This window comes from Streptomyces sp. NPDC005402 (genome assembly GCF_040606575.1).
Taxonomy (GTDB): domain Bacteria; phylum Actinomycetota; class Actinomycetes; order Streptomycetales; family Streptomycetaceae; genus Streptomyces.
In genome coordinates this window covers 113,070-139,648 of record NZ_JBEXFB010000024.1, presented here as the reverse complement: position 1 = coordinate 139,648, position 26,579 = coordinate 113,070, and the positions used below count along the sequence as shown (strand labels likewise).

Annotated in this window: 21 protein-coding genes and 7 pseudogenes; 11 read left to right on the top strand and 17 right to left on the bottom strand. The window is 68.5% G+C overall.

What is annotated here, in order from left to right:
- Positions 1–145 precede the first annotated feature (145 nt).
- From ABZT02_RS36340 to ABZT02_RS36295, 10 genes and pseudogenes are all read right to left on the bottom strand, one after another.
- Positions 146–445 (bottom strand): annotated as a pseudogene (locus ABZT02_RS36340) (tannase/feruloyl esterase family alpha/beta hydrolase); the annotation flags it as partial.
- Between the two features lie 338 nt (positions 446–783).
- Complete coding sequence (locus ABZT02_RS36335) at positions 784–2,610, bottom strand: AMP-binding protein (protein WP_356025399.1); 1,827 nt, start codon at positions 2,608–2,610, stop codon at positions 784–786.
- 241 nt (positions 2,611–2,851) lie between these two features.
- Entirely contained in the window at positions 2,852–4,090 is a 1,239-nt protein-coding gene (locus ABZT02_RS36330) for a helix-turn-helix domain-containing protein (RefSeq protein WP_356025397.1), read from the bottom strand.
- Positions 4,091–4,102: 12 nt separating this feature from the next.
- A pseudogene (locus tag ABZT02_RS36325) lies at positions 4,103–4,399 on the bottom strand (transposase); the annotation flags it as partial.
- Between the two features lie 161 nt (positions 4,400–4,560).
- Positions 4,561–5,814 carry an IS256 family transposase gene (locus ABZT02_RS36320; RefSeq protein WP_356025395.1) on the bottom strand — a complete coding sequence of 418 codons (1,254 nt, stop codon included), beginning with the start codon at positions 5,812–5,814 and terminating at the stop codon, positions 4,561–4,563.
- Positions 5,815–5,873: 59 nt separating this feature from the next.
- Positions 5,874–6,926, bottom strand: a complete 1,053-nt coding sequence (locus ABZT02_RS36315; RefSeq protein ID WP_356025393.1) for an IS110 family transposase — start codon at positions 6,924–6,926, stop codon at positions 5,874–5,876.
- Between the two features lie 236 nt (positions 6,927–7,162).
- Positions 7,163–7,936: pseudogene (locus ABZT02_RS36310) on the bottom strand (IS630 family transposase); the annotation flags it as partial.
- Positions 7,937–8,143: 207 nt separating this feature from the next.
- A complete protein-coding gene (locus ABZT02_RS36305; RefSeq protein ID WP_356025411.1) occupies positions 8,144–8,608 on the bottom strand; it encodes a transposase in 465 nt (154 codons plus the stop codon).
- The gene (locus tag ABZT02_RS36300) at positions 8,605–9,651 is read right to left on the bottom strand and encodes a cyclase family protein (RefSeq protein ID WP_356025391.1); all 1,047 of its coding nucleotides are present in this window, start codon (positions 9,649–9,651) and stop codon (positions 8,605–8,607) included. Before ABZT02_RS36300 ends, ABZT02_RS36305 begins: the two co-directional genes overlap by 4 nt.
- 50 nt (positions 9,652–9,701) lie before the next feature.
- Entirely contained in the window at positions 9,702–10,496 is a 795-nt protein-coding gene (locus ABZT02_RS36295) for an IclR family transcriptional regulator C-terminal domain-containing protein (protein ID WP_356025389.1), read from the bottom strand.
- 261 nt (positions 10,497–10,757) lie between these two features.
- Between ABZT02_RS36295 and ABZT02_RS36290 the strand changes: the two genes are divergently transcribed.
- From ABZT02_RS36290 to ABZT02_RS36240, 11 genes and pseudogenes are all read left to right on the top strand, one after another.
- Entirely contained in the window at positions 10,758–11,516 is a 759-nt protein-coding gene (locus ABZT02_RS36290; protein WP_356025387.1) for a dioxygenase, read from the top strand.
- Positions 11,517–11,582: 66 nt separating this feature from the next.
- Positions 11,583–12,704: a muconate cycloisomerase family protein gene (locus ABZT02_RS36285; RefSeq protein ID WP_356025385.1), complete on the top strand. Its 1,122-nt coding sequence runs from the start codon at positions 11,583–11,585 to the stop codon at positions 12,702–12,704.
- Between the two features lie 43 nt (positions 12,705–12,747).
- Entirely contained in the window at positions 12,748–13,821 is a 1,074-nt protein-coding gene (locus ABZT02_RS36280; protein WP_356025383.1) for a maleylacetate reductase, read from the top strand.
- A gap of 670 nt (positions 13,822–14,491) precedes the next feature.
- Positions 14,492–14,932 carry a hypothetical protein gene (locus tag ABZT02_RS36275; protein WP_356025381.1) on the top strand — a complete coding sequence of 147 codons (441 nt, stop codon included), beginning with the start codon at positions 14,492–14,494 and terminating at the stop codon, positions 14,930–14,932.
- A 302-nt stretch (positions 14,933–15,234) separates the two neighbouring features.
- Positions 15,235–15,312 (top strand): annotated as a pseudogene (locus tag ABZT02_RS36270) (hypothetical protein); the annotation flags it as partial.
- 152 nt (positions 15,313–15,464) lie between these two features.
- A pseudogene (locus tag ABZT02_RS36265) lies at positions 15,465–16,240 on the top strand (PP2C family protein-serine/threonine phosphatase).
- A gap of 33 nt (positions 16,241–16,273) precedes the next feature.
- Positions 16,274–16,540, top strand: a complete 267-nt coding sequence (locus ABZT02_RS36260; RefSeq protein ID WP_356025409.1) for an ATP-binding protein — start codon at positions 16,274–16,276, stop codon at positions 16,538–16,540.
- 378 nt (positions 16,541–16,918) lie between these two features.
- A complete protein-coding gene (locus tag ABZT02_RS36255; protein ID WP_356025379.1) occupies positions 16,919–18,364 on the top strand; it encodes an aldehyde dehydrogenase in 1,446 nt (481 codons plus the stop codon).
- 661 nt (positions 18,365–19,025) lie between these two features.
- Positions 19,026–19,406, top strand: a pseudogene (locus tag ABZT02_RS36250) (transposase domain-containing protein); the annotation flags it as partial.
- A gap of 15 nt (positions 19,407–19,421) precedes the next feature.
- Positions 19,422–19,898, top strand: a pseudogene (locus tag ABZT02_RS36245) (transposase); the annotation flags it as partial.
- Between the two features lie 20 nt (positions 19,899–19,918).
- Entirely contained in the window at positions 19,919–20,374 is a 456-nt protein-coding gene (locus tag ABZT02_RS36240; protein ID WP_356025377.1) for an SDR family oxidoreductase, read from the top strand.
- Between the two features lie 335 nt (positions 20,375–20,709).
- On the opposite strand, the gene ABZT02_RS36235 is transcribed toward ABZT02_RS36240, so the two are convergent.
- From ABZT02_RS36235 to ABZT02_RS36205, 7 genes are all read right to left on the bottom strand, one after another.
- Positions 20,710–21,933: an amidase gene (locus ABZT02_RS36235; RefSeq protein ID WP_356025375.1), complete on the bottom strand. Its 1,224-nt coding sequence runs from the start codon at positions 21,931–21,933 to the stop codon at positions 20,710–20,712.
- Positions 21,934–21,971: 38 nt separating this feature from the next.
- A complete protein-coding gene (gene hpaC, locus ABZT02_RS36230) occupies positions 21,972–22,496 on the bottom strand; it encodes a 4-hydroxyphenylacetate 3-monooxygenase, reductase component (protein ID WP_356025373.1) in 525 nt (174 codons plus the stop codon).
- Positions 22,497–22,562: 66 nt separating this feature from the next.
- On the bottom strand, positions 22,563–23,516 hold the full coding sequence (locus ABZT02_RS36225) for a PDR/VanB family oxidoreductase (RefSeq protein WP_356025371.1): 954 nt from the start codon (positions 23,514–23,516) through the stop codon (positions 22,563–22,565).
- 42 nt (positions 23,517–23,558) lie between these two features.
- Positions 23,559–24,338, bottom strand: coding sequence for an SDR family NAD(P)-dependent oxidoreductase (locus tag ABZT02_RS36220; RefSeq protein ID WP_356025369.1), 780 nt, complete (start codon positions 24,336–24,338; stop codon positions 23,559–23,561).
- Entirely contained in the window at positions 24,335–24,859 is a 525-nt protein-coding gene (locus ABZT02_RS36215; protein ID WP_356025367.1) for an aromatic-ring-hydroxylating dioxygenase subunit beta, read from the bottom strand. Before ABZT02_RS36215 ends, ABZT02_RS36220 begins: the two co-directional genes overlap by 4 nt.
- Positions 24,849–26,114, bottom strand: coding sequence for an aromatic ring-hydroxylating dioxygenase subunit alpha (locus ABZT02_RS36210; protein ID WP_356025365.1), 1,266 nt, complete (start codon positions 26,112–26,114; stop codon positions 24,849–24,851). Before ABZT02_RS36210 ends, ABZT02_RS36215 begins: the two co-directional genes overlap by 11 nt.
- Positions 26,111–26,494 (bottom strand): hypothetical protein, encoded by a 384-nt coding sequence (locus ABZT02_RS36205; protein ID WP_356025407.1) that lies wholly within the window; start codon positions 26,492–26,494, stop codon positions 26,111–26,113. Before ABZT02_RS36205 ends, ABZT02_RS36210 begins: the two co-directional genes overlap by 4 nt.
- Positions 26,495–26,579: the final 85 nt, after the last annotated feature.

Genomic DNA, 26,579 nt, shown 5'->3' with positions numbered 1-26,579 from the left:
CTTGCGGCCGCTGCGGTCGGCGGCGGCGCCCACCAGGGGCATCACCAGCACGGCCACGATCACCGACAGGGACACCGAGTACGCGATAGTCGCGGGGCTGGACCTGCGCTTCCTGGAGACCTTCCCTGCCGCCGTTCGAGCAGCCGTTCCAGTACGAGTAGGTGGGCGACTTGCCGTAGAACGCCTGGGTGACGGCCTTGCCCTTGACAGTCGTCTCGTGCAGCGCACGCGAGATGAAGTCGTTGATCAGGGACGCGTTCATGCCGGTCGGGGACCAGGCCCACGAGGCGTCGCTGGAGTCGGCGGTATGGCCGGAGTCGGAACCCGCGGCGGCGTAACCGGTTTTCGCCGTGCTCTCCGTGTCCGGGATGGAGCCGTCGAAGCCACCGCCTCCCACGCCCTGGAAGCGCCCGTTCCAGGTGTCGACGGGCAGTGACACGCGCATGTGGATGTTCTGGGGAACCAGCAGTTCGACGTTGCAGATCGCCGGAGTGGTGGTGGTCTGCGAGGCGCTGGTGACCGTCGTGCCGTCCGGAAAGCGCAGAGCCGTGAGGCTCTCGCAGGACCGGACCGGCTGGCCGGGCCTTGTGTTTGCGGCTGCGCTCGCCCCGTGGACCGGCACGGCGCAGAGCCCTGCCGCGAGGATCAGAGATCCTGAGATCGCGAGCCGGCGTCGGACGGGGCCTCGCGGGGATGGTGCATGCTCGGCGCTGCCGGCTGAAGGCTTCCACTTCATGCCCGCTCACCTCCCTCTTTCTTTCTTGGCTGGGCGGTTGGGGCCGGTCAGCGGTCGGCCGGCTCGTGGATGTCGGAGGGGATCGGGTCGGCGTACAGTGCGGCGATGTCCGTGTCGTACTTCTCGGCGACCTTCTGCCGCTTGAGCTTCAAGGTGGCGGTGAGTTCATCGCTCGTCGCGTCCCAATACGCAGGAATCACCCGGAAGCGCTTGACCTGCTCCACACGTGCCAGCCGGCTGTTGCCCTCGGCCACCGCGGCTCGCAAGGCGCCGATCAGCAGGGGGTTGCGGACCAGGGAGCGCGGGTCCGGCTGCAGCCCGTGCCCGGCGGCGAAGGCCGCTGCCGCCTCGGCGTCCAGGACGAGCAGCGCGGTGATGTAGGGGCGGCTGTCGCCGATGGCCACTGCGGTGCCGATCAGGGGACTGGCGGTGGTGAGGGCCGTCTCGACCGTGACGGGCGAGATGTTCTTGCCCCCTTCGTTGATGATCAGGTCCTTCTTGCGGTCGACGATGGTCAGGTAGTCGTCTGCGTCGGACACGATGACGTCGCCGGTGTGGAACCAGCCGTCCCGGTCGAAGGCTTCGCGGGTCCGGTCGGGGTCGTTGCGGTACCCCTTCGCCATCGACGGCCCCCGCACCAGGAGTTCGCCGTCGGCGGCCCGGCGTGCTTCCAGGCCGGGCAGCAGCGTGCCGATGGTGCCGAAGCGTGCCCGCGCGGGCGGGCTGACGGCACCGAAGCAGCTGAGCTCGGACATGCCCCAGCCCTCGCAGATGGGGACGCCGAGCGCCGCCAAGAATTCGAGGGTCGCCGGCGGCGTGGGTGCCGCGCCGGTCACCGCCCACCGCACCTGGTCCAGCCCCAGACGGGACCGCAGGGCCGACAGGACGCCGGCGTCCGCCTCGGCATACGCGGCGGCGAGCTCGTCGTCGACCGGCTTGCCCGCCTGCAGCAGGCGCGTACGTCTGAGGCCTGTCTCCAGCGCCGTCCCGACAGCCCCCCGCCGGGCCGCGTCCGGCTCGTTCTCGATGCCCAGCTCCACGGCCTGCTTGATCTTGTTCCAGACCCTGGGAACAGCGCACCAGATCGTCGGCCGACAGTCCGGCAGCGCCTTGCCGATCTCCTTGATGTCGGGCACCACCGTGACCTGCACACCGAAGATCGCCTGTGCGTACAGGCAGGTGAAGCGGTCGACGACATGCGCGGAAGGAAGGTAGGAGGTGGTCCGGTCGCCGAAGCGGAAGTCCAGTACCTGTGCCACTCCCGCGGCTTGGGCGAGCACGTTGGCGTGCGTGATCTCGACGCCCTTCGATGGGCCGGTCGTGCCCGAGGTGTAGATCAGGGTGAGCACGTCGTCCGGCTGGACGGCGCGCCAGGCCGCGTCGAAGTCGAACGAGGTGTTCGCCCGGCCCCGGGCACGGAGGGTTTCCAACCTGAGGGTGCCTGCCGCCGGCTTCGCCTCTTCGTCGTCCACCAGGATGAGGTGCTCGACGGCTATGCCGGATTCCCGGACGACGGGGAGGTACTGGGTTTCGCACACCAACACCCTGCTTCCGGAATTGTGCAGGACGTGGGCCAGTTGGGCCGCCGGCAGAGTGTTGTAGACGGAGAAGGGGATGGCGCCCAGATGCTGAGCCGCGAGGTCGACGGGGAAGAACTCGACCCGGTTGGTCATCAGCAGTGCGACGGTGTCACCGCGCCTGACTCCGAGCTCGGCCAGTCCGGCCGCCAGGAGGCGTACGTCCTCGGCGAGGGCCCGCCAGGTGACGGTCAGCGTCGCGTTCACGGTGCGCAGAGCCACCGTGTCGGGCGCGACGGCTGCCGTGCGCTGGAAGGCGTCGCACAGCGAGGCGGGTACGGAGGTGGGGTCGGTCATCTGGCTCGGTTCCCGTCGATCGACTCGTCCCGGAACTCACGCTCGACAGGCCCGACGCGCACGGATACGGCGGCGCCGACAGAGCCGCGGCGTGACGCGCGGGTTCGACGACGGCAACGCTAGACATCCGTGGCGCGCAGGGCATCGGGCATGACACCCAACAAAGCAGCCGATGCGCTGTGATCGGATCACACCACTGTGGAGGGAAGTGATCGGGCCTCCACCGGTTGAGGTGATCGGGTCACCCCCCGGAGCCGCACCCGAACAGTTTGATCGCGATCAGCAACTGCTGGAGGTCGGTGAGTCTGCGCAGGTCGCACCCCGTCCGTTCCTCGACACGGGCCAGACGGTGATGCGCGGTGTTGATGTGGACACCGAGTCGCTGGGCCGCGGCCTTCACGTTCAGATCGCTGGCCGCGTACTCCTCCACGGTCCTGATCAGGGTGCCGTCTCCCCTGGAGTCCTCGGCCACGAAGGTGCGGAGCGCCGCCGGCACGATCCGAGCGGCGGTCTCGTCCGCTCGGAGCGTCAGGTAGTCGAGCACGCTGAGATCGGACAGGCAGACAACACCACCCTCCGGCGGAAGAGTGCCCAGCGCGGAGACGGCCTCGTGGTACGCCTTCCCCAGGTCGATGACGGTGTCGTACCGCGTGCTGATGCCCACCGCCAGCCGTGTCCCCCGGTCGGCGAGCGTCCGCCAGGCCGTCCTCACGGGTTCCCCGGACACGCTGCCGGCGCCGTCACGCAGGGCCCGCACGATCACGATCTCGTCCTGCCGCAGCACGGTCAGCGCACGAGCCGGGTCGCCTGTGGCCTGCCCCAGAAGCGAGGCGGCGGAGCGGAGGCTGTAGGGGTCGTCGACGGGACCCACGGGGACCGCGACCACCACGGCGCACGCCGTGTCGGGATGCAGCCCGGCCTTCGTGGCCGCGGTCAGTCGTGGTCCCGGCGTCGGCTCCCGTCCTGCGATCAGATCTTCGAGCAGGTCCCGGCGCACCCGGTCGCCTTCCACGGCCAGGAACTGTTCCTCGGTCAGATAAGCCCGGGCCGCGACCGTACTGCCCCGATTGATCAGTTCCATGACCAGTCCGCACGCTTCCAGCGCAACGTCACGCCCGCCGGTCGTGTGCACCGCCCAGTCGGCGATCGCCTCCCACATCAGGCGGTGCGCGATGCGCAGCGCGTGCATGAAATCGACGAGGGGCATGCCCTGCCGGGCCCGCCGCGCGGCATGCGGGCGGACGAACGCCACGTTGTCGTCCGTGACCGGACGGCCGCGAGCCAGGCTGTCGCTGAGCGCGTCGACCGCCTCCGTCACGTGGGCCACCACGTCGGCCAGCAGCGCTTCGTTCGCGAGGGCGGCGTAGCCGGGAATCTCTGCCCGCATGGCCTCCAGAGCCGCCTCGGCCAGCGACTGCCGCTGAGCGGCGATGATGTCGGCCACCTCGCTGAGGGCGGCCGCCTGACCTGATCGGCGCATCACGGCCTCAGCCTAGTGTCCTGCGCCAGAGATTCGTCGGCAGAAGCGGGCGAGGGATTCGAGGATTTCCTCGGCTGTTTTGGTCCAGATGAACGGCTTGGGGTCCTCGTTCCACTCCTTGACCCAGGCGCGGATGTCGGCCTCGAGAGTCTGGACGTTCTTGTGTGCGCCGCGGCGGATCTTCTGGTCGGCCAGGAAGCCGAACCACCGCTCGACCTAGTTGATCCAGGAGGATCCGGTCGGAGTGAAGTGCATGTGAAACCGCGGGTGTCTGGCCAGCCAGGTCTTGACCGCGGGGGTCTTGTGGGTGCCGTAGATGCCCCTATGTTTCGTCAAGCGGCTGAAGGTGCCTGTGTGACCGGCGGAGGCTGGATGTGCCGGTAGAGCTCGCGGGCCACATACCGTTTGAGGCAGCGGGTGATCTCTCTCGCGCGAGTAATTGTCAAGACCTGTGGATCAGTTGAGGTGGATCACGCTGCGTGGGTCTCGTCTCGTTCAACGAGGAGGCCGTTCTCGAAGCGGGCGCCGGCTCGGGCGAGGGCGACGAGGTGCGGTGCGGTGACCGCTCGCCAGCGGGCCTGGGCGGATTCGACGAGTTTGAAGACCATCGCGAGGGCCGCGGCCGGGCTGCCGGCGCCGCGGGTGACCTTGGTCCGAAGCTTCACGGTGGAGAAGGTCGACTCGATCGGATTCGTCGTCCTGAGATGGACCCAGTGCTCGGCGGGGAAGTCGTAGAACGCCAGCAGCTCGTCGACCTCGTCGGTGATCTTCTTGACGGCCTTGGGGAACTTCGCCCCGTACGCCTTCTCGAACGCGGTGACCGCCTTCTCGGCGTGCGCACGGTCCTCGGCGTTGTAGATCTCCTGCAGAGCCTTCTTCGCGCCGGGCTGTGCGGACTTCGGCAGCGCGTTCGAGACGTTCCTTGTTTTGTGAACCCAACACCTCTGGTGCCTGGCCTGCGGAAACACCTCCGCCAGCGCCCTCCACATGCCCATCGCACCGTCGCCGACCACGAGCATCGGGTCGCGCATCCCGCGCCGCCGGCAGTCGCGCAGCAGGTCCGCCCAGGACTCGGTGGACTCGCGCAGGCCCTCGGTGATCGCGATGAGTTCCTTGGTGCCGTCGACGCGGACGCCCATCAGGACCAGGAGGCAGGAGTGCGTCTGGGACAAGCGGATCTTGGGATGGACGCCGTCGGCCCAGACGTAGACGTAGTCGGATCCGGCCAGGTCACGGCGCTGGTAGGCGGCGTGGTCGGCGGTCCACTGCTGCGTCAGCCGGGTCACCGTGGCCGGCGACAGCCTGGCCGAGGAGCCCAGGAACTGTTCCATCGCGGGCACGAAGTCGCCCGACGACAGGCCGTGGAGATAGAGCAGCGGCAGCACCTCGCTGATCTTCGGGGACTTCCGGCACCACGGCGCCAGGATCTTCGAGGAGAACCGCTGACGTTCACCCGTCGTCTCGTCGACCCGCTTGTCGTTCACGCGCGGGACGGCCACCTCGACCGGCCCAGCAGCCGTGGTCACGGTCCGCGGCCGGTGCCGCCCGTTGCGGACCACCAGCCGGCGACCGGCCTCGTCACGCTGCCCGGCGAGCTCGGCTATGTACTGGTCCACCTCCGCCTCCAGGGCGGCGGCCAGCATCCGCCGAGCACCCTCGCGGACGATCTCGTCGATCAGGGAACCGGCCTCGGTGGTGCCGTCTTCGTTGACTACGCTGAGCACGGGCGTGCCTTCCCGACCCGCGTTCGCAGCGCGGGCCTACTCGGTGACTTGACGATCACTCACTCGGGAAGGTACGCCCTTCGCGCGTCCTCCAGAGGAGCTGATCCACAAGTCCTGAGCATTGCTCTCTCGCGCTTGGACATGCCTTCGGCGGTGCGTCGTTGCAGGTAGGCCTGAGTGCGTTCGTCCCAGCGTATGCGGGTCATCACGATGCGGTAGAGGGCGGCGTTGGCCTGCCGGTTACCACCGCGATTCAGGCGCCGGCGCTGGGTCTTGCCGGAGGACTGTTCGACCGGGCTGACGCCGCACAGTGCAGCGAAGGATGCCTCGTCCGTGAGGCGGTCAGGGTTGTCACCTGCGGCGATGAGTAGGACGGCGGCGCTGTCGGGGCCGACGCCGACCAGGTCCAGCATCTGAGGTCGGCAGGAGCGGACGGCCTGGGTGGTGCGGCGGGTCAGCTCCTTGACCTCCGCGGACAGGTGCTGGATCCGTATAGCGAGCAGGCGCATGGTGAAGACTGCCGCGTCCCGCTCGTCGACGAGTGCCGCGCAGGTGGCGACCAGAGCCGGGTTGGTCAGGCCGGTGAGCAGATCGCGCAGGTTGGGGTCGATGTCCAGCAGGACGGCCTTGAGCTGGTTCATCGCCTGAGTGCGGGCCTTGATCGCCGATTCCTTGGCCAGCCGCAGGACACGCATGTCCGCCGCAGGGCCGTCCGCGGTCTTGGGGGTGACCGTGGCGCGTCCCGACAGGACTGCGCGAGCGGCCGCATCCGCGTCGATGGCATCGGTCTTGCCGCGCTTGCGCCGGGTGGCGCGGTCGGGCTGGTTGACCTCGACGACGTCGATGCCCGCCCGACTCAGAGCCCTGGTCAGTGTGGCCCCGTAAGATCCAGTGCACTCGACACCGGCACGACGCACGACGCCGAACGACCCTGCCCAGGCAATGAGTTGGCGATATCCGACGGCGGTGGTGGGGAACTCCTGGTGGGCGAGTGAGGCTCCCAGCGTGGTGATCACGGCCGCGACGTGGACGTCCTTGTGGGTATCGACCCCCAAGATCACGTCCTCTGCCAGGTCCGGGACATGCTGCGTCGGCAGCGTGGGCTGGGGCATGCTGGTGACGGTCACAAGGCTCCTCGGACTGGGGCTGGTGGCCGACGCCGGTCCGGTGGGCGGTCAGAACTGTGACGGTGCTTTGTGCAGCAAAGCCCCTATCGGGACACGTCCAGCGGGTCGGCGGCAGCGCGCGCCGCAGGGGACCGGAGCCGACAGATCTACTCCAAGGCAGCTGAGGCCAGTTGTCGCACGGGTCAGGCTCCGGCCCCCGACGGCACCCCACGAGTCTCACAGTTGTCGCAGATCAGATGGACCTGGAGGTGTACGGGCACCTCCTTGTCGATCCTGATCAGGAACTTCTTGAACTCCGCCGCCCGGTGCCGGCGGTGCAGGGCACTGATGACCTCGCCGGTGGCGACATCGAACGCGGCGAACAGGGTGGTCAGCCCGTTGCGGACGTAGTCGTGGGTGCGCCGCTCGGGCATCCCCGGCATTATCGGCAGCACCGGCTGCGACCGGTCCAGCGCCTGGATCTGGGACTTTTCGTCCACCGAGAGGACCACCGCGCCCTCGGGCGGGTTGAAGTACAGGCCGACGACGTCGTAGACCTTCTCGACGAACAGCGGGTCCGTCGACACCTTGAACGTGTCTGTCAGGTGCGGCTTGAGCTGGAACTTCCGCCAGATCCGGCCGACGGTGGATTTCGACAGCCCGCTGTGTTCGGCCATCGACTTCCGCGACCAGTGGGTGGCGTTCTTCGGGATTTCCTCCAGCGTCGTGACCACGACCGACTCCACCTGGTCGACGCCGATGGTGGGTGGCCGGCCCGGCCTCGGTTCGTCGACCAGGCCGTCCAGCCGTTCGGCGAGGAACCGGCGCCGCCACTTACGGACGGTGTCGGCGGTCACCCGCAATTCGCGGGCGACCGCGACGATCGGAGGGATCTCCGGTCCCGCGCACGCCAGCACGATCCGCGCGCGCAGGGCCAGCGCCTGAGCCGAGGACGCCCGCCGTGTCCACCGCTCCAACACCGCCCGCTCGTCATCAGACAGCAGCAACGGTTCCAGCTTCGGGCCCCGACGAGAAACTGACGCACCAGCAGCAGAAGTCACGCAACTACTAACGATCAACTACTGGCGCAGGACACTAGTAGGCGATGAAGGCAAGCTCATCCAACAATGCACGCGCCGCGGCACCACTTACCGCCTGTAAGGCGGGCGGCGCGGAGGTCTGGTTCAGCGCGAACGGCTCACGGCTGGTGGGGCGAGCCTCGCTCACGGCGGGCCGTCCGGAATCGGGGCCGGCGGGACGACAGCGGGGGGCCGGTCACCGGGCGGACTCCGGCGCAACTGCCGGTTGTTCGGCCTCGGAACCAGACGGGACGCCGATGCGCAACTGCCCGGGCCGCTGTGCTCTGTCTGTGCGAACCCGGGGCGGTTCACGTTGTCGGTCCAGGGCTGGTGCTGTGCCAGGCGGAGGATGTGGCGACGGCCGCTGGTGACGAGCCGGACAGCGGCGGAGGACAGCCGCAGTCGCAGGAAGCGGGGTTCCCGCCAGCCGCTGGCGCCGGTCGGCATCGGCATCCGGGCCAGCAGGCCCAGAGCGATCTGAACCATGTCCAGCCAGATCTGGTTCTGGACGCCGTCACGCAGCGGAGGGGCACTCAGGCCCGTGGCCTCCGCGGCGCGGACGCGTTCCTCGGCTGTGGTCCGCGGGCGGTGCCCAAGAAGGTCTCCTATCTAATGGCCACCGTGTTGCTGGGTGATCCCGCACCACCCGTGAGGTGCAGCGGTGCGGAGACCACCATGCAGTCCCAGCGGCCGTCTGCGGCGCAGCGGGTGGCGAGGGCGTCCAGGTCCCAGAGCTCGCCGAGGACCATACCCAGGAGGGGGATGAGCACGCGGTGCATCAGGCCGGTGTGCCCGTCTCGGGCGATGTCGCCGCGACGTTCGGAGTCGGTGACGAAAGGGGACGTCGGTGGGGCCGGCCAGGCCTCGACGGCGAAGTTGTCGGTGGCTACGACCGAGAACCGGTTGTCCCACAGCCATTCCACCGTGTCATGGCCGGCCTCCAGCCCGGAAGCTCTGATCGGACCGGTGCTCCGCCGCCTCTCTTCAAGGCTGCGCTGGTGCAGGTGGTAGCGAGCCCAACCGGTGCGGATCATGAGGATGTCACCGACGCGCAGCTCGGTGCCCTGCGCCCTTGTCGCTTCCGCGACCGCGGTGATGGGAATGGCCTCGCCGGCGGCGTGGTCGATGGGACTGCCGCGGTCTTTGAGGTAGCGGTCGACGTCGATCAGCACGCCACGCCCCACGATGCCGTGCTCGGTGAAGCGGTTGATCCCCAGGAACGGTTCTCCCTCGACGAAGCGGGCGGGGTCGGCCCCGTTGTAGAAGCCCGCCTCGGGGTGGCCGATGTGCCGAAAGCCGTCGAGCTGGCTGCTGGACTGGGTGTAAAAGCTGTCGAGGTACTCGTCGCGGTGACACGGGTTGTTGGCGAACAGGGTGTGCCGCACCGGCTTGCGGGTGGGGACCAGCGGCGGCGTGAAGGCGTCAAGAGGGTGGTCCAGCGTGATGACGTCACCGGTCCGTACCAGGCCTGCCGCGGCCCGGACGCGCTCGGGGGTGAGGTGGTTGAGTGTGCCGAGTTCGTCGTCGGAGCCGAACACGCCCCAGGCCGAGCCGGCGGGGGCATCAGTACGGCTACGCAGTTCGGCATAGCTGGGAAAGCCGCGGAAGGCGCTGTTGTTCACGGCCGGATGGTGATCGTCGGTGTCGGGCATGGATGATTCCTTCTGTCGGCGCCTGTCCCATGGCTCGCCTCACAGTCGGCTCAGCGCTCCCCCATCCGGTTGAGTCCGGCGCCGAGTTCGGTGCTGACGCCGTTCGTGGCGGTCAGCAGTGGTGGCAGCAGTTGCTCCCGCACGGCGTCCGCGTCGGTGGTGGCGATGAGGGACGACAGGCCCATGGCCGCGATCACCCGCCCGTTGGCGTCACGCACCGGTGCGGCGATCGAGCGCAGGCCTTCCTCAAGTTCCTGGTCGACCATGGCCCAGCCCTGTTCGCGGACCAGGTTCAGGCGTTCGATGAGTTCGGCGGGGGTTCGGATGGTGCGTGCGGTGAGTGGGCGCAGGTCCGCGCGGGACAGGTAACGGTCGAGTTCGGCGGTGGTGAGGTCGGCCAGCAGGATGTGTCCGAGGGACGTGGCGTGGGCGGGCAGCCTGGTACCGGTCGCCAAGGTGATGCTGGTGACCCGGTGGGTGGGAACCCGGGTCACGTACACCACGTCGGTGTCGTCGAGGGTCGCCAGGGAGCAGCCCTCCCCCGTGGCCTGCACAACGCGTTCCATGAAGGGCTGGGTGATCTCGGTGAGGTTCAGCGAGCTGAGGTAGGCGTATCCGAGCGCCAGTACGCGCGGGGTGAGCGCGAAGGTCTTGCCGTCGGTGCGCACATAGCCGCGGTCCTGCAGGGTCAGCAGGATCCGCCGGGCGGTGGGTCGGCTCAGCCCGGTGGCTTCCGCCGCCTCGGTGAGCGTCATGCGGACTCGATGGTGAGAGAAGGCCAGGATCATGTCAAGGCCCCGGGACAACGCCCGGATCAGATCCTTCTCCTCATCCGGCTTCCGCATCGGACCCCCTTGACAGTCGATGGTGACAGGCCTTCCACTGAGCTTGTACGTACGCACAGCGGATTATTCGTCCGCCTAGCGTACACACGGAAGGTGTGTTCTGCAATGCGACGAAGGAAACCGACGACAGTGGCCACCCGCGCACGCGAGTTGCGCACCCGCCTCGAGCGGATCGTCCCGACGGCGTCTTTAGGATCGACAGGCTCCAGCAGCGCACCGGCCCCGCGCACTCCTTTCCCCTCCCATGCAGAAGGGCCCGCCATGAGCAACTCCCGATTCGTCGAGGTGGTCGAGGATCTCGAACGAACGCTCCTCGATTTCATCCGCAAGCACGGTGTCACCCATAGCGAGTACCGGCAGGCGACCGACCTGATCATCGACAGCATCAAGGCCGGGGAGGAGTCGCTGCTCCTCGACGTGTTCTTCGAGGCCGGGGCCACCGACGTGGACAACGCCGACCTGGCAGGCAGCATGGCCGCCATCGAGGGGCCGTTCTACCTGGAGGGAGCACCGCTGCTCCAGGCCCCGCACGTCCTGCCGCAGCGACCCGCCGAGAAGGGCGACACCCTGGTCTTCCGGGGCACCGTCCGCACCCCCGACAACACCGTGCTGGCCGGCGCCGAGCTCGACATGTGGCAAGCGGACGCCGACGGCCTGTACTCCAACATCCACCCCGACATCCCCGACTGGAACCTCCGGGGACGCTTCACCACCGCCGAGGACGGTTCGTTCGAGGTCACCACGATCGTGCCGCCGCCCTATGAGATCCCCAAGGGGGGACCGACCGGCCGGGTTCTGAACGGGCTCGGCCGGCACTTCTTCCGCCCCGCCCACCTCCACCTGAAGGTGCGCGCCGACGGGTTCCGCGAACTCACCTCCCAGCTCTACTTCAAGGACGGGGACTATCTCGGCAGCGATGTCGCCAGCGCCGTCCGCGACGGCCTGGTCGTCGAGTTGGAGCGGACCGACAGCGGCTACGAGGCGCGTTACGACTTCGTGCTGGAGCCGCCGCGCCGGTAACCGGGGGTGCACCACGCCCACGCCCCGCGCACCGCGCAGGGGACTCCTCACGAAGGAAGGGAACCCATGAGTTCTCTGCTGATCGAGTCCGCCCGGACGACCCTGCTCGACGTGCCGTTGATCCGGCCCCACAAGGTCGCGGTCACCACCATCACCCACCAGAGCTTCGTGATCGTCCGGATCCGTACGGCCGACGGGATCGAGGGAATCGGTGAGGCCGTCGTCCCCGGCGGCCCCTGGTGGGGCGGGGAGTCCATCGAGGGTGTCAAGAACCTCATCGACGGCTACCTGGCCCCGCTGCTGACCGGCCGTGACGCAAGCCGCGTCGAACAACTCGCCCGTCTCCTCGACCGGACCTTCGCCGGTGCCCGCTTCGCCAAGGCCGCGGTCGAGATGGCTCTGTGGGACGCGCGGGGCAAGGCACTCGGCGTACCACTGTACGAACTCCTCGGCGGGCTCAGCCGCGACGCCATACCCGTCACCTGGGCCCTCGGCGCAGAGCCCGCCGACGTGGTGATCGAAGAGATCGAGCACAGGCTGGACACCGGCGCCCACCAGAGTTTCAAGGTCAAGATGGGGGGCGCGGACCCGGCCGATGACGTACGGCGCATCACCACCGTGGCCAAGACCCTGGCCCACCGGACCAGCCTGCGCGTCGACCTCAACGGGACGTGGGACGAACTGGCAGCGACGCGCTGGCTGCCGGAGCTGCAGGACGCCGGGATCGAGATGATCGAACAACCCGTACCGGCCTGGAACACCGCTGCCATGGCCCGGCTCGCCCAGAAGCTGACCATCCCCCTCATGGCGGACGAAAGCCTCCTGACCCCCCAGGACGCCGCCAGGCTGGCCCAGGAAGGTGCCGCCGACGTCTTCGCCGTCAAGGTGGCCAAGTCCGGCGGCCTGTCCGCGGTCCAGCGGATCACCACCATCGCCGAAACCGCCGGTATCCCCTGTCACGGCGGCACCACCATCGAAAGTTCCATCGGCACCGCCGCCAGCGTGCACCTGTTCTGCGCCGCACCCGGCATCAGCGCCGGGTCAGAGCTTTTCGGACCCCTGCTGCTCGCCGATGACCTCGTGGAGAACCCCATCACCTACACCGACGGCGAGCTCAGGCCACCGCGGGCACCGGGACTCGGCGTCTCCCTCGACGAGGCGAAGATGGCCAAATACACCCGGAACTGACCTCCCCTACCTGTCCGCGCCAGACAAGCCGAGAGAACCCCATATGCCCGTATCCTTCTCCTACGATGCCCTGCCCGGTCGTGTCGTGTTCGGCGCCGGCGCCGCACGGCACGCGCTGCCCGACCAGATGGACCATCTGGGAGCCCGGAACATCCTGCTCCTGGCCACGGAGCACGAACGTCCCATGGCCGAAGAGCTCGCCGCCCCGCTCGGAGAACGAGTCGCCGGAATCTTCACCGGCGTCCGACCCCATGTTCCCGTCGACGTCGCGGCGGCGGCCGTCGCGGCGGCCAAGGACATCCGCGCGGACTGCGTCCTCGCCATAGGCGGTGGCTCGACGACGGGAACCGCCAAGGCGATCGCACTGGACCTCCCCCTGCCCATCGTCGTCGTACCCACCACCTACGCCGGCTCCGAGATGACTCCGGTGTGGGGACTCACCGACGGAGAGAAGAAGACCACCGGCCGGAACCCGGCCGTCCTGCCCCGCGTGGTTGTCTACGATCCCGAACTCACCTTCTCGCTCCCGCCCTCCCTCACCGCAACCAGCGGCGTCAACGCGCTCGCTCACTGTGTCGAAGCCCTGTGGTTCCCCCACATCGGTCCCATCCCCCGCCTCACCGCCGAGGAGGGGGTGCTGGCACTGGGCCGCGCGCTGCCCGCCGCCGTCCGCGACGGCGCGGACGTCGCAGCGCGTTCGGACGCTCTCTACGGTGCCCACCTGGCCGGTATGGCGTTCGCGGCCACCGGCTCCGGTCTCCACCACAAGATCTGCCATGTACTCGGTGGGGCTTTCGATCTTCCGCATGCCGAGGTGCACACAGCCGTGCTGCCGCATGTCGTGGCCTTCAACGAGCCTGCGGCCGTCGATGCCTCGGCCCGGATCGCGGCCGCACTCGGCGCCCGGACCGCAGCCGAGGGGATCGCCGGCCTCATCGACCGGATCGGCGCGTCCACCAGCCTGGCTGCGCTGGGAATGCAGGCGACCCAGGTGGAGCATGCCGTGGACCTGCTCATGGCCAAGCGCTACGACGAGAACCCCCGCGCTGTCGACGAGACCGCGCTCCGGCTCATCCTGGACGGCGCCTACCATGGCCGACGGCCTGGTCAGGGGTAGCGGCGCCGCCTACAGTGTGCGACTTCGCGTTCACAGAGGGGACGCCCCGCCTCGGCGGGGTGGGGCGGGAAACGTTTCTCTCCGTCGCCCCCGACCGTGGCCCTGCGTGTGCACACGTGCTGTGGGCCTCGGCCGTACAGCCCCGTGCCCGACAGTCGCATGGCGCGCGGCGCACACCGATCACGTGACGGTGCCTCCCCAGGAAGTTGCGGATCTCCGGGGAAGCCCAGACCAAGAGCCGGGTGCTGACAGGCACCCGGCTCTTGGTCTGACTGGTGCGGGTTCTGCCCGCCGGCAGAAGGGCCGGCCGCCTGCTGCCCGTACACCTCGCCTAGATGATCAAGGAGTCCACGCCCCATCCGGCCCGGCGAGGTCACCGCCTCGTCCGAGCTGCCTGGCCGAGTCCTGCCACGACTGCGCCCACCATGGCTGGAGAAAACACGGTGAGGAGAGCCCTCTGGGTGAGGGCCGCGGTGATACGACCGCATCACCGGCGGCAGCGCAGCCCCGCGAGAGGTGCGTCATGAACGAGCGTGTCACCGTACCGGACGATCCTCACCACCTGAAACTGCTCCCGGGGCTGACCGCGTCGCTCGCAGTGGATGCCCGGGGAGTGGTGACCGCCTGAAGCAGGGGCGCACGTGAGCTGCTCGGATACGAGCCGGTCGAGGTGCTGGGGACGGCGGCGGCACGGCTGCTCGCCGAGCCCCTTCCGCCTTCCGTCCGGCGCTGCTGGGCGGAACGGGAGGCCTGGGCCGCCCCGCTGACCGTGCTGCACCGCGAGGGCCACCCTCTGCGGATACACCGCCAGGCACAGCCATTGCTGGAAGCGTCGGGAGAAGTGCGGTGGTTCGCCACCGTCTCTCTGCCCGGCGCGCCTGCGGATTCGCTCACGAGTGCGGACGGCGTACCCGCCACGTCCGTCCTCAAGCAGTGGGCACTGGAGCAGCTCCCGCTTCCCATGGCGCTTTTCGACCGACAAGGACTCTGCCTCGCGGCGAACACGGCGATGACACGCATCATTGGGGAAGCCGGAAGCGCAACTGCTCGGAGTACCCCTCGGTCATTCCGACACAGGCCGGCCCATCAAAGGCCTGGAGAACCTGGGTGAGATCGCCGAGTGGGTCTGGCGGACCGGAGAAGTGGTATTTCAGGAGTCGTACGTCCGTACCCCCGGTGAGACCCGCGCCCATGCCTGGCTGGCGTCGCTGTACCCGGTCAAGGACCACACGGGACGTACCCGCGCCCTGTCGGTCGCCGCGATGGACTCGACCGAGCAGTTCCGCGCCCGTCAGCGGCTGAGCCTGCTGATCGCGGCCGGCTCACGCATCGGCACCACACTCGGTCTGACCCGCACCGCGGAGGAACTGGCCGAACTCGGCACTGAGCATCCGAACCCACGGGATCCACTCGGTGATCGTCGTACCGCTGCGCGCGCAGGGCACGACCTTGGGGCTTGCGTTCTTCAGCCGTCACCGCACACCAGAGCCCTACGACGACGAGGACCTCCGGCTGGCCGAAGAGCTCGCGGGCCTGGCGGCGGTGTACGTCGACAACGCCCGCCGGTACACCCGCGAACGGGAAATCGCGCTCACTCTGCAAGCAAGTCTCCGCCGCCGCACCACGGGCCGCACCAGGCGGCCGTGGAGGTCGCGTCCCGCTACCTGCCCGCCGATCCGGGCATCGGTATCGGGGGTGACTGGTTCGACGTCATCCCACTCTCCGGGGCAAGAGTCGCGCTCGTGGTGGGAAACGTGGTCGGCCACGGCATTCAAGCCTCCGCCACGATGGGTCGTCTGTGTACGGCGGTCCGCACCCTGGCCGACGTGGATCTGGCTCCCGACGAGCTGCTCACCCAACTTGACGACCTCGTGCTGCGCTTGGATGACGAAGAGGTGTCGGACGGCGAACTCACGGCCGAATGCACTACGGGTGAGGTGGGGGCCACATGTCTGTACGCGGTGTACGAACCGATCTCCCGGCGCTGTTCCATGGCCCGAGCCGGTCACACCGCTCCGGCGCTCATCACTCCGGACGGCACCGTGGATTTCCTGGACCTTCCGGCCGGCCCACCGCTCGGCCTGGGTGGTCTGCTCTTCGAAGTCGCGGATTTCGAAGTCCCGAGGGCAGCGTCCTCGCCCTCTACACCGACGGTCTGATCGAACGCCCGGACCTTGACATGGACGCGGCACGCGCCGCGCTCGGTGACGCGCTCGCCGACCCGGCTCGCCCTCTGGACGAGACGTGCGACAGGGCCCTGCATGCCCTGCTCCCTGAACGTCGAGCCGACGACACCGCCCTGCTACTGGCCCGGACGCAGACGTTGAGCACCGATCAGGTCGGTTCCTGGGAGCTGACCGCCGACCCCGCGGTTGTCGCTCATGCGCGTGAGCTGACCTGCGCGCGCCTGGCCGACTGACACCTTGAGGAAGTCGCCTTCACCGCGGAGCTCATCGTCAGCGAGCTGTTCACCAACGCCATCCGCTACGGACACCCTCCTGTCGGGCTACGGCTGATCCGCGACACCGCGCTCATCTGCGAGGTGAGCGACGCCGGCAGCACCGCACCCCACCTGCGGCGCGCCCGGGTCTTCGACGAGGGCGGTCGCGGCCTTCTCATCGTGGCTCAGCTCGCCCATCGATGGGGCAGTCGCTACACGCGCAACGGCAAGACCATCTGGGTCGAAGTGAAGCTGTCACAGGAGCAGGCATTCCGGTAGTGCCGGCACCTGTGGGTGTGGGACGCGTGGGTGCGGAACTCGGCCGCCGCCTTCCGAGGAGTCCGACCACCAGGAGAGAGACCAGGGGCAGACCGAAGTCGGCCTCCGCGGCCGACGAGCGCCGGGTGCCCCCTTCACCAGACAGGAGGGGACACCGCTCCCCTCTTCGCTTGGAACCCTGTACCTGACCGGCCGGGATACCGACCGGCACGGCTTCCCCGTGATGCGGGACCGCCGCTCACGGCGGCACCCCCTGTGCATCCTCTGGCGGATCTCCGTGCACCCAGGGGTGACCTGCGACGTCCCACTCGGGTGAGGGTCGTGCCGAGACCCGCATCCCCGAGGACGGCGCGGGTCCGGATCACGAGGAGAGCACTGATGGATCGCGGCTATGAAAAGCTGTTCATCGGCGGCGAGTGGGTTCGCCCCAGCACTGACCGTGTCATCACTCCGGTCAACCCGAGCACCGGGGTTTCGCTCGGCAGCGTTCCCGAGGCCGTGGAACAGGACGTCGACGCGGCGGTCGCTGCGGCGCGCCGGGCGTTTGACGAGCCGGGCGGCTGGGCCACGTGGGAGCCGGCGCGCCGGGCCGACGTGATGGAGGCGTTCGCCACTGAGCTCGAAGCCCGTGCCGGGAACATCGCGCAGGCGGTCAGCAGCCAGAACGGAATGCCGATCTCGACCTCGCGGCAGCTGGAGGGCGGTTTGCCGGCCTCGGTCCTGCGCTACTACGCCGGGCTGGCCCGCGAGATCCCCTTCTCCGAGGTCAGAAGCGGATTCTTCGGGGGCTCTGTCGAGGTACGCAAGGTGCCTGTCGGAGTGGTCGCGGCCATCGTGCCGTGGAACTTCCCGCAGGTGCTCTCCGCCTTCAAGATCGCGCCCGCGATGGCAGCCGGATGCACGGTGGTGTTCAAGCCGTCCCCGGAGACGGTCCTGGACGCCTTCCTGGTCGCCGAGGCCGCGGAAGTGGCGGGAGTTCCTGCGGGCGTGATCAACATTGTCCCGGGTGGCCGGGAGGCGGGTGCCCACCTGGTGTCCCACCCGCAGGTCGACAAGGTCGCCTTCACAGGATCCACGGCGGCGGGGCGTGCCATCGCCGAGGTCTGTGGGCGCCTGCTGCGGCCTGTGACACTGGAGCTGGGCGGAAAGTCAGCCGCGATCATCCTGGAGGACGCAGACCTGGACCCGGCGAAGCTCGGACAGGAGTTGATGATCTCGACACTGGTGAACAACGGCCAGACCTGCTTCCTCAGCACGCGCATCCTGGCTCCGCGAAGCCGGTACGCCGAGTTCGTCGACCTCTTCACCGACTTCGCCCGTAGCCTCCCCGTCGGCAACGCGCTCGACGAGAGCACTCTCGTAGGTCCGATGGCCACGCCTCAGCAGCGGGACCGGGTGGAGAGCTACATCGCGAAGGGACGCAGTGAGGGTGCGCGTCTGACCACCGGTGGCGGCCGTCCTGCGGGTCTGGACCAGGGCTGGTTCGTCGAGCCGACGGTCTTCGCAGACGTGGACAACCGTTCTGTCATAGCCCAGGAGGAGATCTTCGGCCCGGTGCTCTGCGTGCTGCCGTACGACGGCGTTGACGAGGCCGTCCGGATCGCCAACGACTCCGACTTCGGTCTCGCTGGTACCGTGTGGACCTCGGACCCCGAGCGCGGAGCAGCCGTCGCTCGCCGGGTGCGCACCGGCACCATCGGTGTGAACCGTTACTTGCCCGACCTGGCGGCTCCCTTCGGCGGTGTCAAGGCCAGCGGCCTGGGCAGCGAGCTCGGCCCGGAGGGCTTGGAAGCGTACCTCCAGTTCCAGTCGGTGTATCTCTGAGCAGCACGGTGACGGCGCAGGTGGGAAGTGCCCTACGGACGGGACCGTCTCGGGCGCGGATGACCAGTCGGACAGGGACTCCCTCCCCGCACAGGACGAGCTGTCCGCTCTGGCTCTGACCGAGGCAGTGCTCGCCTTCGTACAAGCCCGGACCACCCGTGCCGTCATCTTGGCCCTGGCCACGACGAGGGTGGAGCCGCTGATGTGACGAAGGTGTTCGCGCTGGTGACGCCGAACCGGGTGACACCCTCGTGGCAGAGATGCCGGGAAACGAGGAAGAACGTGCCCGCCCCCGGTCGGCGGACCTTGCGGAGGCGCTCGAGGGAGCTGCGCCTGCGAAGCGTCCGGCTCAACTCCTGGGGCTCGGCAGCCCGGGCGCACGCAGCGCGTCACTCGCACTGCCGGTCGAGGCCGCCAGGCAGATGTAGTGCCCGACGGCCTCGTTGTCGGCGGCGGACCTACCGGAGGCATCGCGTGTGCCACGTCCCTCCGGACAGCCCGTACCGGTCGGCGGCCATCAGCGATGGTCGCTCATCCAATGCCGCGAAGTTAAGGCCCTGTTGGCGGTGCCAAGCGTGCCGGAGACAGAAGGGGCCTCTGCTATCCAGGGGATCGACCAAGATCTTCCTGAGAAAGCAGAGGCCCAGTGGCCAAGTCTGTCATGGGCGGAACCGATGACGTGTTCGTGCTTGGTCATATTGGTGAGTCAACACAGGTCATCCCGCCCGAGTTGGTCGATGCGGTTACTGGAGGAGACCGGGGCTCGCGAGCGACGGCTTCGGAAGCTCCCCTCTCGCGTCCGGGTGTACTTCGTCCTCGCGCTCGGGCTGTTCGAGCATCTGGGCGCCGGACTGGTGTGGGGCAAACTCGCAGCCGGACTGGCCACCCGGGTGCCGCAGCCCTCGGAGAAGGCACTTCGCGATCTGCGTCGCGGGTCGGGGCGGCCCCGCTCAAGCGGCTGTTCGACGTGCTGGCCGGGCCGCTGGCCCAGCCGTCCACACCCGGAGTGCGCTACCGCCGCTGGCGCACGGTCGCCCAAGATCAAGGGGAAGCTTCAATCGGGTCCTACCCCCGTGTCCGTGTCCAGGACGGGGGCCACCAGGTCGTCTCCCAGGCCGGGTCGGTCCTGCTCGTCGAAACGGCCCGCAAGACCGGTCTCGACCAGGCCATATCCCAGGCCCTGGCTCCGTGGCGCAAACCGCGGGCCGTTCACGATCCCGGCAAGGCCCTCCTGGACGTCGCCCTGGCGGTCGCACTGGGCGGGGACTGCCTCGCGGACGTGGCGATGCTGCGGTGCGAGCCGGCCGTCTTCGGCCCGGTCGCCTCCGACCCGACCATCTCCCGCCTGATCGACACCCTCGCCGCCTCCGGCGACAAAGCCCTGCATGCCATCCGGTCCGCACGGTCTGAAGTTGGCCATCGTGCCTGGTCGTTGGCCGGCAAGAACGCCCCGGACGCCGACGGCCAGGTCGTCGTCGATCTCGACGGCGTCCTCGTGATCGCCCACTCCGACAAGGAGGACGCAGCGGCGACCTGCACGTGCCGCTTCTGGAGATGACTCGCGCGCAGTGGGATGACATGCTCGCCGTTCATCTGACCGGTGCCTTTCTGTGCATCCGGTCAATGGCCCGTGCTCTGATCGCGAGGGGCGGCCGGGGCGGCCCCATCGTCTACGTCGCGTCGTCGGTGGCTGCCGGACTCGGCCCGGTGCATCAGGCGCATTGTGTGGCGGCCAAGGCAGGGGCGCTGGGTCTGGTGCGCGCCGCGGCACGCGTACTGGGGTGCCATGGCATCAGGGTCAGCGCGGTATCGCCCGGGTTCACCAACACGGAGATGAACGCCGGCTTGTTCAGCGATGACAGCGTCCGGGATCGAGCGAAGCAGACGCCTCTCGGCCGGGTGGCCGAACCGGCTGACGTAGCCGGAGCCGTCACCTTTCTGCTCGGTAACGCCAGTGGGTTCATGACGGGCCAGAATGTGCACGTCAACGGCGGCGTGCACATGCCCTAGGTGTTCTGTCCGGGGAGGTTGTGGACAGGTGAGCGAGGTCTCGGCTGAGGGATCTTGAACGGGTGAAGGCCTTCCGGGTTCGGTGTGGATTGCAGCGTGGTAGGCGACGTCATCGGGCTTGCGGATGCTGCGGTGGGCGAGCATCCGCCGCTGCCTGTGGGGCTCCGCGCTGTCGAACTCGTCCACGGAAGGAAGACGGACGCCGACCCGGTCGGAGAGCCGTCCGCCCTTGGCTCCTGGTCCCACCGACAAGAGCTGGGCGGCTTCCAGGAACCGCCGGAAGCCGGGATGGCCCACCCTCCGTCACCACCGAACGTGAGACTGAGGCGTTGAATTCACACGGCCCCGCGGATGAGGTTCTCCACGTGTTCCGCGATGCCGAGAAGGCGTCCCACCTGTTCCGGGTGGCCGATGAGCTGGAGACCGAGGGGCATGCCTTGAGGGTCCCGGTGCCCGGGGACGGTGACGACGGGCAGGCCGAGCAACTGCCAGGGGCGGCTGAGTACGGGGTCTCCGGTGCGCTCCAGCCCTCGCGGAGCAGGGCCGATGGCGGCCGGGCCGAGAATCACGTCGACTCGGGTGAGTAGATCGAGGATGCGCTCACGAGCAGTACGAGCAGTGCCCAGCGCTGCCCGGTAGTCGGCATCCGGAGTCGTTCGTCCGCGTTCCAGGAGTGCGCGCAGGGGCTTGCTCAGCGCCTGGGGATGCTCTGCTTCCGCGGCCAGGGAACGCGCTGCCTCATAGGCCATGACGGTGGCGTGGGTATCGGCGAGTTCGGGGGTGTGGCCCTGGCCTCCGAGGTCGTCGGTCTGCGCCCCGGCTGACGCCAGTGCCTGGCCGGTACGGTTGAGCAGGTCGAGCATCGCCGGTTCGATATCGGCCAGTTCGGTACCTGGCCACACCAACACCCGGATGGATTCCGGGACGCCGGCCGTGGTGCCGTCGACGGCCTTGACCACTACCGCCAGATCGGCGACTCCTGGGGCAAGCACTCCCGGCGCGTCCAGGCTCGGGCTCAGTCCGCTGATGCCTCGCGTGAACCAAGCGCCGACGGGGGGGACGTACCCGGCGACACCGCAGAAGGAGGCGGGTCTGGTCAGGGAGCCGGCTGTCTGCGAGCCCAGCGCGAAGGGCACCACCCCCGCCGCCACGGCAGCAGCCGATCCGCTGGATGAGCCGCCTGGGGTGTGGGCCGGGTTGTGCGGGTTGCGGGTGGGTCCGGGGTGGAAGTAGCCGAACTCGGTGGTGACCGTCTTTCCCAGAGGCACGGCGCCCGCCCCGCGCAGGCGGTCCACCAGCCAGGCATCGGTCTGGGCTATCCGTCCGCGGCGCAGTGACGAGCCGCATTCGGTGGGCAGCCCTGCGACGTCGATAAGGTCCTTGACACCGAACGGCACACCGCGCAGCGGACCGTCGACCACACGCTCGGCCGCCGTGCGAGCGCTCTGCGCGTCCACCAGAGTCCAGGCATGGATGGTCGCTTCGGTCTCCTGCACCTTTCGGAGGGCTCTGGAAACGGCATCTGACGGGGCGTGGTCAACGGATATGAGAGAGGACACTCCAAGCTGCTTTCGTTAGAGGGTTGGAGCCCAAGTGCTCAACAGGGCACGGGCGGCGCCGAGTCCAAGCGGTGGAAGCTACGGTTGAAGTAGACGAGGCTTTGCCCCCCCGACCGGGTGTTGATCTGGTCGATGTTGACGAAGAGCACGGTGTGGGAGCCCATGGGCATGGTGTCCTTGATGGTGCCGACCGCGGTCACCAGGGCGTTCTTGAGCACCGGCACGTCCTTGGTGCGGTCCCAGACGTCCCAGGTGAACCGCTCCTCCATGGATATCTTCGTGGCTCCGGCAAAGTGCATGGCCAACTCCTGCTGATCACCGCCGAGGACGTTGACGCACACTCTGCCGTTGGCACGGAAGACGTCGTGCATGGCGCTCTTGCGGTTCACACAGACGAGTACGGTCGGCGGATCGTCGGTCACCGAGCACACCGCACTGACGGTGATGCCACAGCGACCGTTGGGGCCGTCCGTCGTCAGGATGTTGACGGCCGTCGGGAGGTGAGCCATCGCCTCCCGGAACTCGGCCTGCGAGGGACTCTGCTGGACTTCATTCGTGTTCACGGTGATCTGTTCCTCTCAGCGCCGATCTGCGGTGCCGCCAATGTGCCGGACGGGCCTGCTCACTGCTCACCACAGCTCCACCACGAGACGAGGAGACCTGGATCGTGAGACGCAGGCGGCGATCTGGTCTCCGGCCGCCTTCTCCTTGGCCGACAGACAGTGGTCGCGATGGTCCGGTTCGCCCTCGATGACCCGCAGAACACAGGTTCCGCAGATGCCTTCGCGGCAGGAGGTGTCAAGGGGAACGCCGTTCTCCTCCAGCACGTCGGCGATGCTCTTGCCGGGGGGCACGGTGTACACCTCACCGGTGTCCAGTTCGACCTCGAAGATTTCGCAGGGTGCGGCATCCGGCTGCTCGCCCGCCTGGAACAACTCGGAGTGGACCTGATCCGCCGGCACGGCGCGGGTCGCGAGCACGGCGACCTGTTCCATGAAGCCCTGTGGGCCGCATGTGTACACATGCGCGGCCGCCGGTAGCTCCGCCAGTTCTCCGGCGAGTTCGCGGGCCACCGTCTCGCGGCCACGCCCGAAGTGGAAGTCCACCCGATCGGCGAACGCGGAGTTCTCGAGCAGTCCCGCGAAGGCCGCCTCGTCCCGGCTCCGCGCGACATAGTGCAGCCGGAACTCCGCGCCCAGCCGATGCAGTTCGTACGCCATCGCCAGCAGCGGAGTGATGCCGATGCCCGCCCCTACGAGGTGGTGTTCGACTGCGATCGGGGCTATGCCGAAAAGCTGCCGGGGTTCACCGATGGTCAGCTCCGTACCGGGTTCGACCTTGTCGTGCAGGGCCTGCGAGCCACCGCGCGACTTCTCCTCTCGCTTGACCGCGATGGTGTAGCTGCCGGTGTCGTCCGGCGGCCCGCAGAGCGAGTAGGGGCGGGTGATCCCGGTGGGCCCGGTCACGTCGATGTGCGCGCCGGCCGGGTAACGGGCGAGGGCGGCGCCGTCGGAACGGGCGAGCCGGAATACCTTGACCGCGTCGGTTTCCCGGACGGTCTCGGTGACGGTGACAGTGAGCATCCGTCTGCCTTCGCGTTCGTGGGTGGTGCTGAAGAGGGGCTGTCAGCGCATGTACAGGCCGCCGTTGGCGTCCCAGCACGCTCCGGTGACCGCGTCCGCGTGCTCGGCGGCCAGCAGTACGACCATGTCGGCGATGAACTGGGGGCGGCCGAGCCGGCCCATGGGAATCGATGCCTCGATCTGGGCGAGCTTGTCGGGGGCAAGCATTTGGCGGACCACGGGCAGGTCCTGCGGCCCCGGGGAGACGGCGTTGACCGTCACCCCCTGCGGACCGAGTTCGCGGGCGAACACCTTGGTCAGGGTGGCCACCGCGCCCTTTGCCGCCGCGTAGTGCGCACCGGTCGCTGTGCCGCCGTTCTGACCGGCCAGCGAGGCGATGTTGACGATGCGTCCGTAGCCGCGTGTGGCGAAGTAGGCGCCGAAGACCTGGCAGCCGAAGAAGGTGCCGTTGAGGTTGGTCGACACCACCGAGGTGAAGTCGTCGGCAGTGATGTCCATCAGCGACTCGGTCGTGTAGTACCCCGCGTTGTTCACGAGGACGCTGACGGCGTCCCACCGGTCGACGAGCTGGTCGCGGACCCGTAGGAAGGCGTCCTTGTCCCGTACGTCCAGGGCGAGCCCGATGGCGTTGCGGCCCTCCGGGTCGAGCTCCGCCGCCGTCTTCACGGCGGCCTCCTCGTCCAAGTCGGTCAGCGCCACGCGATAGCCCCGGTCGTACAGACGGGCAGCGATGCAGGCGCCCAAGCCGCGCGCCGCGCCGGTGACGAGGGCGACATGGTGGGCGTCGTCCTCCCAGGTCTCCGCGGTTCCCTGCGGGCTCACAGCAGGAACCCCGATGCCGTAACCGCCTCATCGGAGTTGACCAGCCGTACGATCTTCCGGGAGATGCGGGGGCCGTCCGCGCCGAAGACGATGCGGTGGGTGACGTCGGTGGCCAGGACGAAGGTCTCGTCACGCTTGTAGCCGACCAGGATCTGTGCCGAGCACACCTCGATCGCATCCTCCTCGTGCCCGGAGACCACGAACCGGGACACCGAGCGGACCGTGCGGGCCGCAGCAGCCGCCGAGATGGAGAAACCGCTGGTGAGGCGCTCGATGCGCATCCGTCGCATCCGGTCGTCGTCGTAGACCAGGTTGAGGTGGGCGGCGTAGTCGGTCGCCTCCCGGTCGATGGGGACGATGTACTCGCCGCCCTCGGCCCACAGTCCGTCCCATTCCTCGTAGCGGCGGGCGTCCAGCAGGTGGGCCTCTCGCCAGATCAGCGACACCGCGGCCAGGGCGCGCGGATCGTCGAGGAAAAGTGCGGTGTCCAGGGCGGCCGTGCCTGGGGCTTCACTTGCCATCGGTCATCATCCTCTTCCACATCGCGTAGGCCTGCCGCATGCCGGTCTCGTCGGTCGTGTGGGATGTGGGCTGTCCCAGGTCGTTGGGCTTCTCGCGGGCGAGGCCACGATTGACCAGGATCGGTGTGCTGGGGCCGCCTGTGACGCCGCGCTGCACCCGGTCCCAGGCCTCGGAGTCGTCGGGGCTGCCGAAGCCGAAGGGACCCTGGAAGTGCTCCTGGATGCGCAGGCGTTCGCGGTTGACGATCTCCGGGCCGCCGTCCAGGCCCAGGGCCACGTGCCGGATCTCGGTCTCCGTGACGGACACCGGCCGCAGGACGCGGAAGAACGACATCGACATCGCGACGTTCGGGAACAGATTGAGGTTGAATCCGGCACCGTGAAGGGACCGGACGATGCGCCGGACCCGGTCAGGGTCGAACTCGTGGGACAGCTCCTCGATGATGTGTCCGAAGCGCGCCTGGAGTTGCTCCGTTCCGTCGTCCTCGTCGAGGTCGACGTGCTCGGGGACCATCACCGCGACGCTGTGGCCGTTGCCCAGGGCGTGGGTGACCGCCTTCTCGTCGGTCATGAAGGACAGCATGTTCGCCGTCTCTGCGTCCACCGAGGCCATCCAGGAACGGTGCACGATCGGGAAGTGGTAGCCGTCGGTGGTGTTCTCCAGCTGAATCTTCCAGTTGCCCCGGAAGCGGAACCGGTGCTCGCCCTGCACCTTGATCGGGTAGCCGGCACCCTGCTTCATGAACCGGTCGATCCACAGCCGCGCCCCACCGAGGAAGTCCTCCAGGGGCTCGATGTCCTCGTTGAAGCTCGCGAAGACCATGCCTGCGTAGACGCCGACCTTGAGGCGCCGTAGACCGAGGTCCTTCTTCTCCAGGACGTCCTCGTAGCCGTCCGGGTAGGGGATGCCGCGCAGCTTGCCGTCCAGCGCGTACGACCAGGCGTGGTAAGGGCAGGTGAAGCCGTTGCCGTTACCCTTGGGCACCTCGCACAGGCTGGCGCCGCGGTGCCGGCAGCGGTTGACCAGAACGTTGATCCCGCCACGGCGGTCGCGGGTGACGATCACGGGCTGTCGGCCGACGTACGCCGTCCGGAAGTCGCCCGCCGTGGGCAGTTCGCTCTCGTGCGCGACCCACACCCACGTCTGGTGGAAGATGCGGTCCATCTCCAGGTCGAACAGCGCCGGATCGGTGTAGAGGGCGGACGACACCCGGTCGTCCTGGGCGAGGGAGTCGATGTCGGGGGTCGTGGTCATGAAGGCTTCTTTTCGGAAGCGGACGCGTTGGTCCACGGTTCGGGCAGCGGGCGGCCGACGCGGGCTTCGATCTTCATGTACCGCCAAAGGCCGCTCTCACCGACCTGGATGGTGCGGAGGAGGTTGCAGGCCGCCGCGACCGTCTGGTGGTCGGGCACCTCGGCCAGGATGTAACAGGTCCACGGCCAGGTGTAGGCAGGGCCGACCACGCTCTGATCGTCGTCAATGGTGCCGAGGACGGTGACGCCGGGCAGCTGGGACAGTTCAGTCAGCATGGTGATGAAGCCTTCCCAGGCCATGCCGTCCTGCCCCGTGGTCATACCGGTCTGCCCCGTGGGCAAGTCGAAGAAGTTCTGGTTGACGCCGATGCAGAAGAGCACTCGCAAGGGCGCGGAAGCAGTCTGGGACATGGAGAGTCCTTCGTTGTCGTTGGTGGCGAAGTCGTTGGTGGCGAACGCCGTGGGA